The sequence below is a fragment of the Mesorhizobium sp. M0340 genome (genome assembly GCF_040321535.1).
Classification (GTDB): domain Bacteria; phylum Pseudomonadota; class Alphaproteobacteria; order Rhizobiales; family Rhizobiaceae; genus Mesorhizobium.
Genome location: NZ_JAMYRR010000006.1, coordinates 213,389 through 230,100, shown reverse-complemented (window position 1 = coordinate 230,100; position 16,712 = coordinate 213,389). Strand labels below are relative to the sequence as shown.

General features: G+C 62.7%; 13 protein-coding genes and 1 pseudogene. 8 read left to right on the top strand and 6 right to left on the bottom strand.

What is annotated here, in order from left to right; translation table 11 throughout:
• Positions 1-9: 9 nt before the first annotated feature.
• From lpxA to lpxB, 3 genes are read left to right on the top strand one after another with little or no spacing between them, the layout of a single operon-like run.
• Positions 10-843 carry an acyl-ACP--UDP-N-acetylglucosamine O-acyltransferase gene (gene lpxA / locus NKI79_RS11760; RefSeq protein ID WP_352801690.1) on the top strand — a complete coding sequence of 278 codons (834 nt, stop codon included), beginning with the start codon at positions 10-12 and terminating at the stop codon, positions 841-843.
• A gap of 6 nt (positions 844-849) precedes the next feature.
• Positions 850-1,752 (top strand): LpxI family protein, encoded by a 903-nt coding sequence (locus NKI79_RS11755; protein ID WP_502895596.1) that lies wholly within the window; start codon positions 850-852, stop codon positions 1,750-1,752.
• Entirely contained in the window at positions 1,742-2,923 is a 1,182-nt protein-coding gene (gene lpxB / locus NKI79_RS11750) for a lipid-A-disaccharide synthase (RefSeq protein WP_352801688.1), read from the top strand. The genes NKI79_RS11755 and lpxB overlap by 11 nt, the downstream gene beginning before the upstream one ends.
• A gap of 80 nt (positions 2,924-3,003) precedes the next feature.
• Here lpxB and gltA read toward each other — a convergent pair whose 3' ends face one another.
• Positions 3,004-4,332 carry a citrate synthase gene (gltA, locus tag NKI79_RS11745; RefSeq protein ID WP_254817305.1) on the bottom strand — a complete coding sequence of 443 codons (1,329 nt, stop codon included), beginning with the start codon at positions 4,330-4,332 and terminating at the stop codon, positions 3,004-3,006.
• Between the two features lie 179 nt (positions 4,333-4,511).
• Positions 4,512-5,933: a glutamate--tRNA ligase gene (gene gltX, locus NKI79_RS11740; protein ID WP_352801686.1), complete on the bottom strand. Its 1,422-nt coding sequence runs from the start codon at positions 5,931-5,933 to the stop codon at positions 4,512-4,514.
• 262 nt (positions 5,934-6,195) lie between these two features.
• Between gltX and NKI79_RS11735 the strand changes: the two are divergent.
• The 3 genes and pseudogenes from NKI79_RS11735 to NKI79_RS11725 form a co-directional block, all read left to right on the top strand.
• Positions 6,196-6,291, top strand: a pseudogene (locus tag NKI79_RS11735) (SEC-C metal-binding domain-containing protein); the annotation flags it as partial.
• Positions 6,292-6,351: 60 nt separating this feature from the next.
• Positions 6,352-7,950, top strand: a complete 1,599-nt coding sequence (locus NKI79_RS11730; RefSeq protein WP_352801829.1) for a hypothetical protein — start codon at positions 6,352-6,354, stop codon at positions 7,948-7,950.
• A 417-nt stretch (positions 7,951-8,367) separates the two neighbouring features.
• A complete protein-coding gene (locus NKI79_RS11725; protein ID WP_352801684.1) occupies positions 8,368-10,833 on the top strand; it encodes a ComEC/Rec2 family competence protein in 2,466 nt (821 codons plus the stop codon).
• On the opposite strand, the gene lexA is transcribed toward NKI79_RS11725, so the two are convergent.
• Positions 10,827-11,561 carry a transcriptional repressor LexA gene (lexA, locus tag NKI79_RS11720; RefSeq protein WP_023674949.1) on the bottom strand — a complete coding sequence of 245 codons (735 nt, stop codon included), beginning with the start codon at positions 11,559-11,561 and terminating at the stop codon, positions 10,827-10,829. The two genes, NKI79_RS11725 and lexA, sit on opposite strands and share 7 nt — an antisense overlap.
• Before the next feature lie 448 nt (positions 11,562-12,009).
• On the opposite strand from lexA, the gene kynU reads away from it, so the two are divergent.
• Together kynU and NKI79_RS11710 are read left to right on the top strand one after the other, a co-directional pair.
• Complete coding sequence (gene kynU / locus NKI79_RS11715; RefSeq protein WP_352801682.1) at positions 12,010-13,257, top strand: kynureninase; 1,248 nt, start codon at positions 12,010-12,012, stop codon at positions 13,255-13,257.
• Between the two features lie 96 nt (positions 13,258-13,353).
• On the top strand, positions 13,354-14,184 hold the full coding sequence (locus NKI79_RS11710) for a hormone-sensitive lipase (protein WP_352801681.1): 831 nt from the start codon (positions 13,354-13,356) through the stop codon (positions 14,182-14,184).
• A gap of 7 nt (positions 14,185-14,191) precedes the next feature.
• Here the strand turns inward: NKI79_RS11710 and NKI79_RS11705 are convergent, their stop codons facing one another.
• Genes NKI79_RS11705 through trpC form a run of 3 tightly spaced genes read right to left on the bottom strand, consistent with a single transcriptional unit; the run spans position 14,192 to position 16,711 of the window.
• Entirely contained in the window at positions 14,192-15,397 is a 1,206-nt protein-coding gene (locus NKI79_RS11705) for a molybdopterin molybdotransferase MoeA (RefSeq protein WP_352645655.1), read from the bottom strand.
• On the bottom strand, positions 15,397-15,897 hold the full coding sequence (moaC, locus tag NKI79_RS11700) for a cyclic pyranopterin monophosphate synthase MoaC (protein ID WP_352801679.1): 501 nt from the start codon (positions 15,895-15,897) through the stop codon (positions 15,397-15,399). The genes NKI79_RS11705 and moaC overlap by 1 nt, the downstream gene beginning before the upstream one ends.
• A gap of 1 nt (position 15,898) precedes the next feature.
• Positions 15,899-16,711, bottom strand: coding sequence for an indole-3-glycerol phosphate synthase TrpC (trpC, locus tag NKI79_RS11695; RefSeq protein WP_352801678.1), 813 nt, complete (start codon positions 16,709-16,711; stop codon positions 15,899-15,901).
• Between the last annotated feature and the right edge of the window lies 1 nt (position 16,712).

The following is a 16,712-nucleotide window of genomic DNA, read 5'->3' as shown; positions in this document are numbered from 1 at the left end:
CGAATGCTAATGAAAATCCAGACAGTCATCCATCCATCGTCGGTCATCGAGGCAGGCGCCCAAATCGGCGAAGGCGCCCGCATCGGGCCCTTCTGTCACGTCGGCCCCGATGCCGTGATCGGCGACCGCGTCGAACTGGTCAGCCATGTCTCGGTGATTGGCGCGACCACCATCGGTGCATCGACCAAGGTTTATCCGATGGCGATACTGGGTGGACCACCGCAGAACACCAAGCACAAGGGCGGCCGTACCACGCTGGTGATCGGCGAGAACTGCACGATCCGCGAAGGCGTCACCATGCATGTCGGCACCGATTCCAGCCGCGGCGAGACGACGATCGGCGACAACGGCAATTTCCTTGCCTATGCCCACATTGCCCATGACTGCGTGGTCGGCAAGAACGCCACCTTCGCCAATCAAGCGACGTTAGGCGGGCATTGCGAAGTCGGTGACAATGTCTACATCGGCGGCCTGACCGCGGTTCATCAGTTTGTCCGCATCGGCGATAACGCCTTTCTCGGCGGCTGCTCGGCGATCGTCGGCGACGTCATTCCCTACGCCATCGCCGTTGGCAACCGTGCCAGCCTTCGCGGCCTCAACATCATTGGGCTGAAGCGCGCCGGCCTGCCACGTTCGGAGATCCATTTGCTGCGCAAAGCCTATAAGACGATCTTCGATCGCTCCCGGACCGTCGGCGAAAACATCGAATTCGCCAAGGCGGAGTTCGCCTCGTCGCCGACTGCCATGAAGATCGTCGATTTCATCGCCGGTCGCGGCAAGCGGCACTATGCCGTGCCGTCGCTCAAGGGTGGCGACGGCGACGATGCCGATGATGAAGACTGAGAGCAGATGACGAAGATTGAGGCTGCCGGAAAGGGCCTTGATCTCGCGCCAGATGCCAAGGTCGGTATCATCGCCGGCGGCGGCAGCCTCCCGGTCGAAATTGCCCGAGCGCTCGCCCGGCAAGGCAAATTGCCCTTCGTCGTGATGGCGGCGGGCGAGGTCGACCGCATAGCCGATTTCGAGCCCTATGAGCAGGCAACCTTGAGGCTGGAAGACGTCGGCTCGCTGCTGCCGATCCTCAAGCGGCATCACGTTACGCATCTCGTAACCGCGGGTCATATCACGCGCCGCCCCAGGCTGAGCGCCATGCGCCTCAATTTGGGCCTGCTCGCCTGGCTGCCCAGCCTCTTCGTCGGTGTAACCCGGGGAGACGATACGGTGCTGAAATTGTTCGTGCGCAGGATCGAGCGCAGCGGCATCAAAGTCGTCGGCGCTCACGAGATCGTGCCGGAGCTGGTCGCCGCCGAAGGCCTGCTGACCAAGGCGGCGCCACACAAATCCGACTGGCGCGACATCGAGGCGGCGCACGCGGCGGCAAAAGCCATCGGCGCGCTGGATATCGGCCAAGCGGCTGTTGCGGTCGGCGGCCGCGCCATTGCGCTGGAAGGCGTCGAAGGGACTGACGGGCTGCTCGAGCGGACAAGGGAATTGCGCGGGCACGGCAGGCTGGCGGGCAGGACGCGCGGTGTCCTGGTCAAATGCGCCAAGCCCGGTCAGGAACTGCGTGCCGATCTGCCCTCCATTGGCCCGCTGACCGTCGAGGCGGCGCATGCCGCCGGACTGGCCGGCATTGCCGTAGAAGCCGGCCGCTCGCTGGTGCTCGAAGGTCCCGCCACCATCGGGCGTGCCAATGCGCTCGGCCTGTTCGTGATCGGGCTGCCTGCTGCGGAGCCGGCGCATGCCGAATGAGCGGCCGTTGAAGATAGCCGTCGTCGCCGGCGAGGAGTCCGGTGACCTGCTTGGCGCCGATCTTGTGCAGGCGTTAAAGCGCATGACCGGGCGCGACGTTCGGCTTGTCGGCATCGGCGGCCGCCATTTGCAGGCGCTCGGCCTGGCGCCATTGTTCGACGGCAGCGAGATCGCGCTGATGGGGCTTAGCGCTATCCTGCGCGACCTGCCGCGCCTGATGCGGCGGATCGGCCAGACGGCAAACGCGATTCCCTGTGAAAAGCCCGAGTGCCTTATCACCATCGACAGTCCGGATTTCTCGCTGCGCGTCGCCAAAAAGGTGCGTGCCGCCGATCCGACTATCCCGATCGTCCACTATGTCTGCCCGAGCGTGTGGGCTTGGCGGCCGGGCAGGGCGGCGGCGATGAAACCGTATGTCGATCACATTCTTTGCATCCTGCCGTTCGAGGTGAAGGAACTCGCTCGCCTGGGCGGGCCGCCCGGCACCTATGTCGGGCATCGCCTTGCACACGATCCGGGCATAGTCAGTGCCGCCAGGGCGCAGGCGCAGCCGCGTGACCTGTCCGCCGATCACGTCAAAACGTTGCTTATATTGCCCGGTTCGCGTCGCGGCGAGGTGCGACGCCTGGTCGGGCCGTTCGGCGAGACGGTGTCGATCCTGCGGGCGCGGGGGCACCGCTTGCGCCTGCTGTTGCCGACGGTCCCGCACGTCGCCGACCTCGTCAGGACCTCGGTTGCGAGCTGGGACGAGAAGCCGGAGATCATCCTTGATGCCGAACGCAAATGGCAGGCCTTCGGCAAGGCGGATGCGGCGCTGATCGCGTCGGGGACGGTGTCGCTGGAACTTGCACTGGCAGGTGTGCCGATGATCTCCTGCTACCGGCTCGATCCGGTCATGCGCATGGCGCAGCCGCTGATCAAAGTATGGAGCGCAGCCTTGCCCAATCTCATTGCCGACCGGCCGATTGTGCCGGAACACTACAATCAATATGTGCGGCCGCATTATCTGGCGCGGCAACTGGAAGCGCTGTTCTCCGATACCGCCTACCGCACCTGGCAGAAGCACGGTTTTGCCGACATTGCCGGGCGTATGGCAACCGCCAAGCCGTCAGGCGAGATTGCTGCGGGGGTGGTGACGGGGATGGTGAGGAAGTGGGTGAATAGTGAATAGTGAGTAGGAAATGGTGCTGGCGGTAACGGCCAAGCTGCTTCAGCTACTACTCGCTACTCGCTACTCGCTACTCGCTACCTTCACCGCTTCGCGATCGGCACGTAATCCCGTTCCGGCGCGCCAGTATAGAGCTGGCGTGGGCGACCGATCTTCTGGTGCGGATCCTCGATCATCTCCTTCCACTGCGCGATCCAGCCGACGGTGCGGGCGACCGCGAACAGTACGGTGAACATGGTGGTGGGGAAGCCCAGCGCCTTAAGGGTGATGCCGGAATAAAAATCGACGTTGGGGTAGAGCTTCTTCTCGATGAAATAGGAATCGGTCAGTGCGATCTTCTCCAGCTCCATGGCGATGTCGAGCAGCGGATCGTCCTTGATGCCGAGCTCGCCCAGGACTTCGTGCGCGGTTTTCTGCATGATCTTGGCGCGCGGATCGTAGTTCTTGTAAACGCGATGGCCAAAGCCCATCAATCGGAACGGATCGTTCTTATCCTTGGCGCGCGCAATGAATTCCGGGATGTGATCGACATGGCCGATCTCGCCCAGCATGTTCAGGGCTGCCTCGTTGGCGCCGCCATGTGCGGGACCCCACAGGCAGGCGATGCCGGCAGCGATACAGGCAAAAGGATTGGCGCCCGACGAGCCGGCCAGGCGGACGGTCGAAGTCGAGGCGTTCTGTTCGTGATCGGCGTGCAGGATGAAGATGCGCTCCATCGCGCGCGCCAGCACCGGATTGATCTTGTATTCCTCGCAAGGCACGGCGAAGCACATATGCAGGAAGTTGGCTGCGAAATTCAGCTCGTTCTTCGGATAAATGAACGGCTGACCGATGTGGTATTTGTACGCCATCGCCGCGATTGTCGGCATCTTGGCGATCAGCCGCATTGAGGCGACCATGCGTTGATACGGATCCGAGATGTCGGTGGAATCGTGATAGAAGGCCGACAGCGCGCCGACCACGCCGCACATCACCGCCATCGGATGCGCATCACGGCGGAAGCCGGTGAAAAAGCGCGACATCTGCTCATGCACCATGGTGTGGCGCGTCACCCGGTAGTCGAAATCGTCCTTCTGCGCCTTGGTCGGCAGTTCACCATAGAGCAAGAGATAGCAGACTTCGAGGAAGTCGCCGTGCTCGGCCAATTGGTCGATCGGGTAGCCGCGGTGCAAAAGAATGCCGGCATCGCCATCGATGAAGGTGATTTCCGATTCGCAGCTCGCCGTCGACGTAAAGCCGGGATCGTAGGTAAAGACGCCGGCGGTGTTGTAGAGCGAACCGATATCGATGACGTCAGGTCCTACCGAACCACTTCGGATCTTGAATTCATGGGTTTTGCCGCCGAGCTCCAGCTTTGCCGTCGATGCCTGGGTTTTGCCGCCAAATTCCATTTTCGTCGCAGGTTCGGTCATAGCAAACTCCTTTTTGTTTCCTCAGGCCGGCAAAGGCAAAATATCTGAACCCAACACGTCAAAAGCATCGGAATATGCATATTTGTGCCCGCAATTGTATCTGCGCGCCAGATTAGGCCAAGGCCCAATGTTGCACTGCGAAACGCACCTTTCAATGCCAATCTTCTTGGGCCAGTTCGCTAATCGATTTGATCAGCGATCCGCGCCAGGCTTTCCTCGCGGCCCAGCACGGCAAGCACATCAAAGACACCTGGCGAGGTACTTTTGCCGGTGAGCGCGGCGCGCAAGGGTTGGGCCACGGCGCCGAGTTTATGGCCGCCGGCCTGCGCGTAGTCGCGGATCGCGGCTTCCGCCGAGGCGGCAGACCAGTCCGAAACCGTGGCCAGTGCCGCATGAGCGCCCCGCAGGATCGCGCGCGCCTCACCGCTGAGCAGCGCCGCCGCCTTCTCGTCGACCGGCAGCGGCCGCTCGACGAACAGGAATGCAGCCCCTTCAACGAGTTCGACCAGCGTCTTGGCGCGCTCCTTCAGGCCGGGCAAAGCGGCAAGCAGTTGCGCCTTGCGTCTGTCGTCGAGGCGGGCGGCGATTGACGGGCCGCCTTCGAGATAGGGCAGAGTGGCGATGAAGATGTCGAGCAGCGCCGCGTCGTTCATCCGGCGCATATGCACGCCGTTGAGCGCCTCGAGTTTGGCGAAGTCGAAACGGGCGGCGCCCTTGTTGACATCGCCAATGTCGAACCATGCGATCATGTCGGCAATCGACATGATCTCATCGTCGCCGTGGCTCCAGCCAAGCCTCGCCAGATAGTTGAGCAGCGCCTCCGGCAGGTAGCCCATGGCGCGATAGGCCTCGACGCCAAGCGCACCGTGCCGCTTCGACAGCTTGGCGCCGTCGGCACCGTGGATCAGCGGGATATGCGACATCGACGGCACCTCCCAGCCCATGGCCTGGTAGATTACGGTCTGGCGTGCGGCGTTGGTCAAATGATCGTCGCCGCGGATGATGTGGGTGATGCCCATGTCGTGATCGTCGACGACGACGGCATGCATGTAGGTCGGATTGCCATCCGAGCGCAGAATAATGAAATCGTCGAGATCCTTGTTGGGAAAACGCACGTCGCCCTGGACGCGGTCATGCACCACCGTCTCGCCGTCTGTCGGCGCCTTGATGCGGATCGCCCCCTTGGCGCCGGGCGGCGCCTCCGACGGGTCGCGGTCGCGCCAGCGTCCGTCATAGCGGGGAGGCAGCCCCTTGGCCCGTGCGCTCTCGCGCATTGCTTCCAGCTCGGCAGGCGTCGCATAACAATAATAGGCCTTGCCCATGCGAACGAGCTCCTCGGCCACCTCGCGATGGCGCGGCGCACGCTCGAACTGCGACACCGGCTCGCCGTCCCATGTCAGGCCAAGCCAGGAAAGCCCGTCGAGAATGGCCGCGGTTGCCGCATCGGTGGAGCGCTCGCGGTCGGTGTCTTCGATGCGCAGCAGCATCGTGCCGCCTGTGTGCTTGGCATACAGCCAGTTGAACAGCGCCGTGCGCGCGCCGCCAATATGCAGATAACCGGTGGGCGAGGGGGCAAAACGGGTGACGACCTTATCGGGCATGGAACTCTCAGGCGGGTCAAGGAAGTGGGTTTGCGGACTTTCGCGCGTTGCGCGTTCATGTAGCATAGGAGGTCGAGGGCGCAAGGGGCAGACCCAATGGCTGGACGGGGCCGCGGTGCGGGTGAGGGCGACGACGCAGTCGGCATGCCGCAGGTCCCGGTAGGTCTGTGGGCCATCCGTCGGGCAGGGAGCCCCGACGCATTAAACTTCGGCTTTTGCCTTAAACTTCAAACTCGACAGTGCCGTATGCTAAAATACGGCGATGATATTAAGCACGTCGAGTCATGATGCTCTGATCCCCAGAAACGCGCCCTGTCCGTGCAACAGCGGACGGCGATATAAGCAGTGCCATGGTCGGCTGAGCACCTCGCCTAACGTCGATAAAGAAACCGCCCGACGAATTGACGAACTTTTGCGGATGCAAGAGGCGAAGGAAATGCTTCGGAAACGTCAGCAGGGCTATGGCAGGCCTATGCTGACAGGCTTTGTCGCGGGCAAGCGGGCGATGGTCGTTGGCAAACGGAGGGTGTTTTCGTCGCGCTGGGAATTCTTCGGCGATTTTCTGCTCGACAACATGAAGACAGTGATGGGCCGTGAATGGGGGGCGGCTGCCTCGCTTGCTATGCCCGATCATGCACTGTTTCGGTGGCTCCGGCGGACCGAAGAAGCACGAAAGAGAGATCCAGTTAGCGTCTCCCTCCCGATCAGAGGATATTCTTCGGCACTGAGCCGCCTCTGTTACGCGCTCTACCTCATCGAACACAATGACAAGCCACCGAAGAGTCTGATCAAGAGGCTTCGACACCCAACCAACTTTGCTCTGGCGCTTTACGAGGCAATTGTCGCCTCGGCCTTCGCTTTGGCCGGCGCGAAAATCGATGGGGCCGAGGACACGAAAGGCAATCAGCCGAAGCCTGAATTCTTCGCCACTTTTCCCGGCCGTGAGCCCTATGCCGTTGAAGCGAAGCGAAAGCAGAGTTGGAAGGCAGAGTTCAACCTAGAAAGCGAAAGTTTTGTCGCCGAGTTGACAGGATGGCTCCGCGATAAGCTGCATGCCTCGTCCAAGAAGAAGCTCACGAACCCGATTTACTGGTTTGAACTCGGCATAGCTGATGGCGTTACTGAGCAGCACGCGAAAGGGCTTCGCCAGCTTATTAACGCCGCCGTCACCAGTGCGGAGACGATGACAGTCAACGGCCAGCGGCCACCGCCTGCCTATGTTTTCATTACAAATAATCCCGATCTCGCAAATGACGATGCGACACACTTGAATTTCTACGGATTGCTAATGGGATTCGCGATGGACAATTTCCGGGAGGAAACGGTCGACGTGGAGACCGCGATGGATCGGCACGACAAACATCGCCCCGTTCGATGGGTGCATGACTGTCTCTCATTGGTTCAGCAAGTGCCGGCTAGTTTTGAAGGCGTACCCGACGAATTGCTGGATGAGCGAGGTCAGCCGATAAACACGCTGAAGATTGGCAGCTTGATTGGATACGCCGGCAAAGATGGTGATGAGAGAGTTGGCTGGATCGAGGAAGTCGCATCGCTCCATAAGGAGGCTTACGTGATCGTCAAGGACCGTTCTACCGCTGAAAGAGCGTCCATCAGGATACCGCTGACAGACCAGGAAGCCAAAGCAGCTAAGAAATTTGGCAATGCCATATTCGGAAAGCCGGAGGCGCCCCAAGAACCTATCGACGACCCACTGAGATGGTACGACCGGATGCTTGAAATCTATGCCGACTATCCCCGGAAATCCCTCCTGCTGCAAATTAAGGGGCACCCTCGACTGGAGGAATTCCGGGCGCTGAGCACGGAAGACCTGTTTGTTCGCGTTGCAAGAGAGCACACGAAGTCGATGGTCTTCAAGACCGTCCAAGCGGAGTTAGGTTGCTATCAGGATCAGTCCCGCACTGGTGCAGTCCCGGTTCCTTCGCTAACGGAATACCGCAAATCAACCTCGTCCATGGAGAACCAGCGAGAGCCGCGCGGCTCTCGGGCACGTCGTTGATTGAGAGTACGAACCGACCCTCTCCGCAGCCAATCGGCGATGGCCTCGAAACTGGTCGCGGCCGAACAACTCCTTGCTGTAGTCACCCTCACTGCCGAAATATGGTGGGTTAGGTAAAACAGCGTGCCCGACCTGGCATAGCGGTTGATGAAGGCCAAACAATCGAGCTGCTCAATGACCACGCCAGCAAGCCGTTTATGGACGGCCGCTAGGTGAGGCTCCAGCGTCATCAGATTGAAGCCGGCCGACGGTCGCGGATCGGCGCCAAAGTTGCGCCCGGCCACTTCCCCGAAACGCCAGGCGCTGGGGATAGAGGAAGCGACTCAGTCAGGCGCTGAGCGGATTTGGATGCGCGGACCTTTCGCGCGTTGCGCGTTCATGTAGCATAGGAGGTCGAGGGCGCAAGGGGCAGACCCAATGGCTGTGCGAAGCCGTGGTGCGGGCGAGGGCGAGGACGCTGGTAGCGGCGTCAGCGAACGCTTGCTGTTTGCCGCTCCCCCGCCTGCCCTGCCGGTATCGGCATTGCTGCCCGCTCCGCTCTTCGATGCTCCGTCGCTGCCGGCCAGCGACCCAGCAACGGATCTCGTGCCCGCGGGCGAGCCCATCGTGCGCCTACGCCGTCGTTTCCGCCTCCCGTCACCGTCCCGTATCCGCAACGGCGTAACCTCGGCAGCCGGCCTGGAACTCGACCGTGGGGTCGCCTTCCTGCTGGTGCCGGTGTTCCTCGCATGCGGGGTGGTCGTATATTTCGCGCTGTCGGTGGAGCCAGCCTTTCCGCAGCCGATCGCAATCGTGCTCCTCGCGGCACTTTGTGCCGTCATGTCGCGGTCATGGCCCAGAACCCGCCTGTGCTTCATGGTGGCGCTGCTCTGCGCGCTTGGCGTGCTTGCCGCCAAGTTCGAGACCTGGCGTGTCGGGACGCAGATGCTCGGTTCCGAAATCTCGACGCGGCTGACGGGTCGTGTCGTATCGTACGAGCCCATGGCGAGCGGCCGCATCAGGCTGACGATCGATGTGATCTCAACCGCCAGGCCGACGCTGCGCTACATGCCGGAACGGGTCCGCATTTCGGCGATGAAGATACCGGCTGAGCTGGCCGCTGGTTCCGAGATCGCCGGCTATGTGCGGTTGCTGCCGCCGACCGGCCCGGTGCGGCCCGACAGCTATGATTTCTCCTTCGACAGCTATTTCGCGGGCATCGGCGGCAGCGGCTTCTTTCTCGGCAATCCGAAAGTCGTGGCTTCGGGCAGCATGCCGCTTGCCGCGCGGCTTTCTTCCGCGATCGAAGACGCGCGCGAATCCATCGCCGACCATATCCGCAGCCGCATCGGCGGCGCCGAGGGCGAGATTGCTGCTGCGCTGATCGTTGGCGTGCGCGCCGGCATTCCCGAGGAGATCAACGAAGCGATGCGGCGTACAGGCATCTACCACATCATCTCCATCTCGGGGCTGCATATGGCGTTGGTCGCCGGCACCATCATGGCGCTGCTGCGCGGCGCCTTTGCGCTGTTTCCAGACTTCTCATCGCGACGGCCGGTCAAGAAATATGCCGCAGCCGCCGCGCTTTTTTCGATTGCGGCGTACCTCGTCTTTTCCGGCGTTGTGGTGGCGGCCGAACGCAGCTTCATCATGCTGGCGGTGATGCTCATCGCCGTGCTGTTCGACCGGGCCGCGCTCACCATGCGCAATCTGGCGATCTCGGCCATCGCGGTCATCGTAGTGTCGCCGCACGAGGTGGTCGGTCCGAGCTTCCAGATGTCCTTCGCCGCGACGGCGGCCCTTGTCGGCGCCTATGCCGGCTGGTCCGATTACCGCACCGGCAGGGCCACCACGCCGCCGCCCCGGCGATCGCCGCTACGCTTGGCCACTCGAAAGGTCCTGCTGGGCATGGGCGGCCTGGCGATGACCTCGATCATTGCAGGGAGCGCCACGGCGCTTTTCGCCATATGGCATTTCCAGCGCGTAGCGCCGCTCAGCCTGTTCGCCAATCTGGCCATCATGCCTATCGTCTCACTGGTCGTCATGCCCTTCGCCGTGCTCAGCGCGCTGGCGATGCCGTTCGGCGCGGATGGGCCTTTCCTCTACGTGATGGGCAAGGGGCTGACGGCGATGATCGCCCTGTCCGGGTGGATCTCCGAGCGCTCGCCGATCGATGCGGTCGGACTGATTTCGCTGAGATCTGTCCTTTTGGTGACGATCGCCCTCGTCATTGCCAACATGGCGACGACCTGGTTGCGGCTCGCGGCAATTCCTTTTGCGCTCGCCGGCTTGCTAACGACAACGCAGACGCGCGTACCCGACGTATTGATCTCGGAGGACGCACGGCTGGTCGCGCTGCCGATCGGCAGCGGTGAACTCGCGGTCAACCGGGCACGCCCGAATGAGTTCACCATCGACAACTGGAAACGCGCGCTCACATCAGAGGCTATCGTCGCGCCGGAAACACCTGGAAAGAACGATCCGCAATTCGACATTGCCGATCCGGCCGACCTACCGCCGGGCAGGCCGTTCATTTGCACGGACGGTCTCTGCCTCGCCAGGCATCCATCCGGCGCGATCATTGCGCAAGCCAAGGACCGCGATACCGCACGGCCAGCCTGCGCCTTCGCCAGCTTGATCGTCATCGACGACGCCACCGCCCATAATCCCTGCTACTACGACCGGCTGGTCCTCGTCGTCACCAAACGGCAACTTGCGCGCGCGGGAAGTGCGGCCGTCTATTTCGATCCACAAGCGGCAACACGCGCCGAAATCCGCTTCGCCGTCGAAAAATCATACCGGCCCTGGCACGTGCAGCGGAAATTTTCACGCGCGGCGCGCGGCCTGCCGCCATACCGCAGGGCCGACAATCCAAAAGCCGGCACCAAGGGCGCAACTCAGTAGCGGCGGATCAGCCCAACGAGCTTGCCCTGCACCTTGACCCTGTCTGGTCCGAAGATGCGCGTCTCGTAGGCCGGATTGGCGGCCTCCAGGGCGATCGAGGCGCCCTTGCGGCGGAACCGCTTCAGCGTCGCTTCCTCCTCGTCGACCAAGGCCACCACGATCTCACCGGGGCTCGCCGTATCGGCGTTGCGGATGATCACCGTGTCGCCGTCGAAAATGCCAGCCTCGATCATCGAATCGCCTTTGACCTCGAGCGCATAATGCTCGCCGCCCATGATCATATCCGGCGGCACCGAAATCGAATGCGTCTGGTGCTGGATAGCATCGATCGGCACACCAGCGGCGATGCGGCCCATTACCGGGATCGAAACGGCGGCGACGACATCGTCGTCATTGCCGGCTGCAGGGACGCGCGACGATGTCGGCTTGCCCTGCCGAGGGGCGCCTTGCCCAAGACTGCCCTGGATGACACTCGGCGAGAACTTGCGTGCCGCATTGAGGCCGGGGGCGATCGAGTCAGGCAGGCGTAGCACCTCCAGCGCACGGGCCCGGTTGGGCAAACGGCGAATGAAGCCGCGCTCCTCCAGCGCCGTAATCAGTCGGTGGATTCCGGATTTCGAAGCCAGGTCGAGCGCTTCCTTCATCTCGTCGAATGAAGGCGGGATACCGCTTTCCTTCAACCTTTCGTGGATGAACATAAGCAGTTCGTGTTGTTTGCGTGTCAGCATAGCGACCCCCAACAGAATCAGAAAACAAACCCAGAACAGACACTATCTGTTCCAGTTGTGTTCCGCAACTGTTTAAAGTTTAATGAATGCGTTAAGGCTCGGGAAACAAACGACGTCCCCTACCGGCGTACCGTATTTTCACCGCCGCGAGCCTCATCGCCTTGATTCTGCTTTCGTTTGCGCTCTTCTGGCGTCTCGGAAGGGCGCATTGGCATCGGCCGTCGGTCGGCAAAGGGCACGGAAGTGAACCCCTATCGAATGTGCGGTTTGGTCAATGCACCGTGAACGAAACGAACTCAAAACGCCAACCTCGGGTTAACTCTTGGTTTCCACCGCCTGGTCAGGCTGCTTCTCGCCGGTGGAGCCTTGCTACGCGCTACCCGGTAATGGAAGAACAGTTGATGCGTGTCCGGCGTTGCGTTGGATTTTTTGGGGGAGCAGGCAAATCATGACGGGAATTCCCGATCTCGTGGCCGTAAAGGCGATGGATGCCGCGGATCCGCTGCGCGCGATGCGCCGCCGCTTTGTGTTGCCGCAAGGAGTGATCTATCTCGACGGCAATTCGCTAGGAGCTGCTTCACGTGCCGCTTTCGATGAACTGTACAAGGCCGCGACCGAAGAATGGTCGCATGATCTCATCCGCGCATGGAACACGGCCGGCTGGTTCAACATGCCGCTTGAACTTGGCGACCAGCTCGGGCGCCTGATCGGCGCCGCGGCCGGCCAGACGGTGGTCTGCGACACGACGTCGGTCAACATCTACAAGCTGTTGCACGCAGCCATGGCCATGCGACCGGAGCGGCAGGCCATCGTCGCCGAGGGCGATAGTTTTCCGACAGACCTCTACATGGCGGAGGGTGTGGTTTCGACGCGAAAAGATACGCTGCTGCGCCTCTCGGGGGTCGACGCGCCGACCATCGAGGAGCTGATCGACGATCGCACCGCCGTGGTGCTGGTCAACCACGTCAACTACAAATCGGGCGAACTGCGCGACATGCCGGCTCTGACGCGCAGGGCCCAGGAAGCCGGGGCGATGATCGTCTGGGATCTCTGCCACACCGCTGGCGCGATGCCAGTCGAGCTCGACAAAGCAAACGCCGATTTTGCCGTTGGCTGCACCTATAAATATCTGAATGGCGGCCCGGGCGCGCCTGCCTTCATCTATGCGGCTGAGCGGCATCTTGCCGACATTCAGCAGCCGCTCACCGGCTGGTGGGGCCATGCACGGCCCTTCGCCTTCGAGCCAGGCTATGCGGCCGGCACCGGCATCCGCCGGTTTCTGTGCGGCACCCAGCCGATCCTTTCGATGCGCACGCTGAAGGGCGCGCTCGACATCTGGGACGATGTCGACATGACTGCGGTGCGCAAGAAGAGCATCGCACTGGCCGATCTGTTCATCGAGCTTGTCGAGGCAAAGTGCGGCACTTACGGTCTCACGCTGGAAAGCACGCGCGATGGGGAAAAACGCGGCAGCCAGATTTCATTCATGCATGAGCATGGCTACCAGATCATGCGCGCGCTGATCGAACGTGGTGTGATCGGCGATTTTCGCGCGCCATCGACCATGCGCTTCGGCTTCACCCCGCTCTATGTCGGCTATGCCGATGTCTGGCAGGCCGTCGAAGTGCTTGAGGACATCCTGCGCACCGGTGCGTGGAAGGATGCGCGCTTCGCCATCAAGGCGGCTGTCACTTGAGATTGATGCGAGAGCTGGAATCGTGAGGCTGGCGATGATGCGCCGCGCGATGCTCGCGGCTAGGTTGCAAGGCCATATTGCAAGGGAGGGCGCAGGGTGTTCGAACGTCATATTGCCGATTGGGACAACGCCTATGCCAACGGCGCCAACATAGCCGGCAGCGATCGCTGGCCGGCGGCCTGGGTCGAGCCCGCGCAGGTTTTCCGCGAGGCGCTTTCGACCGAGGGCAGGGCGCGGCTCGACCTGGCCTATGGCGATAACCCACGCAACCGGTTCGATCTTTTCCTGCCGGCCACCAAGCCGAAGGGGGTCGTGGTGTTCGTCCATGGCGGCTACTGGATGGCATTCGACAAGAGTTTCTGGTCACATCTTGCCGCGGGCGCTGTTGATCGCGGCTATGCAGTTGCCATGCCGTCCTACACGCTCTGTCCGCAGATACGCATTGGCAGCATCGTCAAGGAAGTCGGCGCGGCGATAGGCAAGGCGGCGGCGATGGTCGCAGGGCCGCTGATGCTGACCGGGCACTCGGCCGGCGGCCATCTTGTTAGCCGGATGGTTACCAGGACGACGCCGCTGGCGCCCGAAGTGGTCCGGCGCGTTCGTCACGTGGTGTCGATCTCGGGGGTGCATGATTTGCGCCCGATCATGCGCACCGGCATGAACGAGACGCTGGCGATCGATGAGGCCGAGGCGCAGGCCGAAAGTCCGGTGCTGCTGCGCCCGATGGAAAAGGCCCGCCTGACCTGCTGGGCCGGCGGCGGCGAGCGCGCCGAATTCCTGCGCCAGAGCGCGTTGCTGGCCAACATCTGGATCGGCCTGGGTGCCGCGATCAGCTCCGTAGTCGAGCCCGACCGGCATCATTTCAACATCATCGACGGTTTGGCCGATCCAGACCATCCGCTGACCCGGACCTTGATCTCGGAGTGAGGCAGGTTCAGCGTAGCATCAGCACGTCGCAGGGGGAGCCCGCCGCCGCAGCAGGCGCGAACGGCGCGCGGACGATCAGCCCGTTGGCATCGGCCAGCATTTTCAGCATCGAGGAGTCCTGGATGCCGAACGGCGTCGCCACGAGCGCACCAGCGTCGTCTGTGACAACAGCCCGCACATAATCTTGCCTGAGATCGTTGGCCGGCATGGCAGCACCGAGCCGTGCCCGACGGATATCCTGCTGAAAGGCGCGGCCGCCGAGCCGCGCCAGCAGCGGCTTCAGGAAGAGCTGAGCGCAGACCAGGCTCGCCACGGGGTTGCCGGGCAGGCCGATGCAGCGAATGTCGCCCAGCCGCCCGAACATCAGCGGCTTGCCCGGTCGCATGGCGATCTTCCAGAAATCGAGCGTCATGCCTTGCCCGATCAGCACGTCATGGACGAAGTCGTGGTCGCCGACCGAGGCACCGCCCAGCGTGACGATGACGTTCGCGCCAGCCTTCACGGCCTTTTCAACCAATGCCGCGATCGCCTCCCTGCGGTCCGGCGCGATACCGAGGTCGAGCGCCCGCGCACCGACCGACTGTGCGGCGGCAGCGACACCATAGGCGTTAGAGGAGATGATCTGGTCGGGGCCAAGCTCGCTGCCCGGCGGCAGCAATTCGTCGCCGGTGGCGATGATGGCGACCAGCGGCCGTTTGACCACGCCGACCTCGGGGTGATTGGCCGATGCCGCCAGCGACAAGGCGGCCGAATCGAGCAGGCGGCCTTTGGGCAGCAGGACATCGCCCTTGGCGAAATCGAGCCCAAGGCGGCGGATGTTGCGCCCCTGCACCGTCGGCTCTGTCACTTCGACGCTGCCGCCGCCGAGGTCGCGGACGTTCTCCTGGATGACGATAGTGTCGGTGCCTTCGGGAAGCGGCGCGCCGGTAAAGATGCGCACGGCCTGCCGCTGCTGCACCGTTCCGGCAAAGCCGCGTCCGGCCGGCGCTATGCCGATCACCGAAAGCCTTGCCGGTAGGGACGCGATGTCAGCCGCCCGCACGGCATAGCCGTCCATGGCGGAGGCGTTGAACGGCGGCTGGGTGCGGAGCGCCACAACCGGCTCCGCCAGCACGCGGTCGGCGGCATCCAGCAGCGCGACACGTTCGCCCGGCAGCGCAACTGCTCCGTCCAGCAGGCGCTCGAGCGCCTCGGCAACTGGGACCAGCGCCATTAGCGGCCTGCCTCGGTGGCCCCGGTGATCTTGTAGTCGCCGGATTTACCGCCGGTCTTTTCAACCAGCCTGATGCCGGAGATGACCATGGCGCGGTCGACCGCCTTGGCCATGTCGTAGATGGTCAGGCAAGCGACCGAGACGGCACTCAAGGCCTCCATTTCAACGCCGGTCTTGCCAGTGACGCGGGTCAATGCCGTCACCTTCAGGCCGGGCAGTGCGGCGTCCGGCTCGATATCGACAGATATCCTGGTTAGCAGCAGCGGATGGCAAAGCGGGATCAGTTCATGCGTCTTCTTGGCCGCCATGATGCCGGCAATGCGGGCGGTGCCCAGCACATCGCCTTTCTTGGCGTCGCTGGCGAGGATCATGTCCAGCGTCTCGGGCCGCATCGCGACAAAACCTTCCGCGACTGCCGTGCGCACCGTCTCAGCCTTGTCGCCGACATCGACCATGTTGGCTTCGCCCTGCGCGCCAAGATGGGTGAGGGCGGCCGCCATCTCAGATCGCCTCTGCCGGCGCCTTGCCCGTCAACAGCAGGCGCGTTGCCGCAGCCACGTCCTGCTGACGCATCAGGCTCTCGCCGACCAGAAAAGTGGCGATGCCGCTCCGCTCCAGCCGGAGGCAATCGTCATGCGAAAAGATACCGCTCTCGCTGACCAGAAGGCGGTCGGCCGGCACCATCGCTGCCAGCCGTTCCGAGGTCTCAAGGCTGGTTTCGAAGGTCCGAAGATTGCGGTTGTTGATACCGATCAGCCGCGACGACAGCTGCAGCGCGCGTTCCATTTCAACCTCGTCATGCACTTCGACCAGCGCGTCCATGCCGAGCCCGAAAGCTGTCGCTTCGAGTTCTCTTGCCAGCGCGTCGTCGACGCTGGCCATAATGATCAGGATGGCATCGGCGCCCAATGCCCTGGCCTCGTAGACCTGATAGGGGTCGAACAGGAAATCCTTGCGCAAAGCCGGCAATTCGACGGCAGCACGCGCAGTGGTGAGGAATTCGGGTGCGCCCTGGAAGGAGGGTGCGTCGGTCAGCACCGAAAGGCAGGCGGCACCGCCTTTCGCATAGGCCCTGGCCAGCGCCGGCGGATCGAAATCGGCGCGGATCAGGCCTTTGGATGGGCTAGCCTTCTTGATTTCGGCAATCAGCGCGAACCCGCCGGATTTGCGCCTGGTCTCAAGGGCGGAAAGAAAGCCGCGCGGCGCGTCGGCATCCGTCGCCCGTGCCTTGATCTCGGCCAATGGCACGCGTGCTTTAGCCGCCGCGATCTCGTCGCGCTTGTAAGCCTCGATCTTGCGCAGGATGTCGGACATG

What these genes read in the sequence shown, in the direction of transcription:
- NKI79_RS11725 (WP_352801684.1), top strand. Translation starts at nt 8,368, where the DNA reads ATGGCTGTGCGAAGCCGTGGTGCGGGCGAGGGCGAGGACGCTGGTAGC.
- NKI79_RS11730 (WP_352801829.1), top strand. Translation starts at nt 6,352, where the DNA reads ATGCAAGAGGCGAAGGAAATGCTTCGGAAACGTCAGCAGGGCTATGGC.
- gltX (WP_352801686.1), bottom strand. Translation starts at nt 5,933, where the DNA reads ATGCCCGATAAGGTCGTCACCCGTTTTGCCCCCTCGCCCACCGGTTAT.
- NKI79_RS11705 (WP_352645655.1), bottom strand. Translation starts at nt 15,397, where the DNA reads ATGGCGCTGGTCCCAGTTGCCGAGGCGCTCGAGCGCCTGCTGGACGGA.
- kynU (WP_352801682.1), top strand. Translation starts at nt 12,010, where the DNA reads ATGACGGGAATTCCCGATCTCGTGGCCGTAAAGGCGATGGATGCCGCG.
- lpxA (WP_352801690.1), top strand. Translation starts at nt 10, where the DNA reads ATGAAAATCCAGACAGTCATCCATCCATCGTCGGTCATCGAGGCAGGC.
- lexA (WP_023674949.1), bottom strand. Translation starts at nt 11,561, where the DNA reads ATGCTGACACGCAAACAACACGAACTGCTTATGTTCATCCACGAAAGG.
- moaC (WP_352801679.1), bottom strand. Translation starts at nt 15,897, where the DNA reads ATGGCGGCCGCCCTCACCCATCTTGGCGCGCAGGGCGAAGCCAACATG.
- lpxB (WP_352801688.1), top strand. Translation starts at nt 1,742, where the DNA reads ATGCCGAATGAGCGGCCGTTGAAGATAGCCGTCGTCGCCGGCGAGGAG.
- gltA (WP_254817305.1), bottom strand. Translation starts at nt 4,332, where the DNA reads ATGACCGAACCTGCGACGAAAATGGAATTTGGCGGCAAAACCCAGGCA.
- trpC (WP_352801678.1), bottom strand. Translation starts at nt 16,711, where the DNA reads ATGTCCGACATCCTGCGCAAGATCGAGGCTTACAAGCGCGACGAGATC.
- NKI79_RS11755 (WP_502895596.1), top strand. Translation starts at nt 850, where the DNA reads ATGACGAAGATTGAGGCTGCCGGAAAGGGCCTTGATCTCGCGCCAGAT.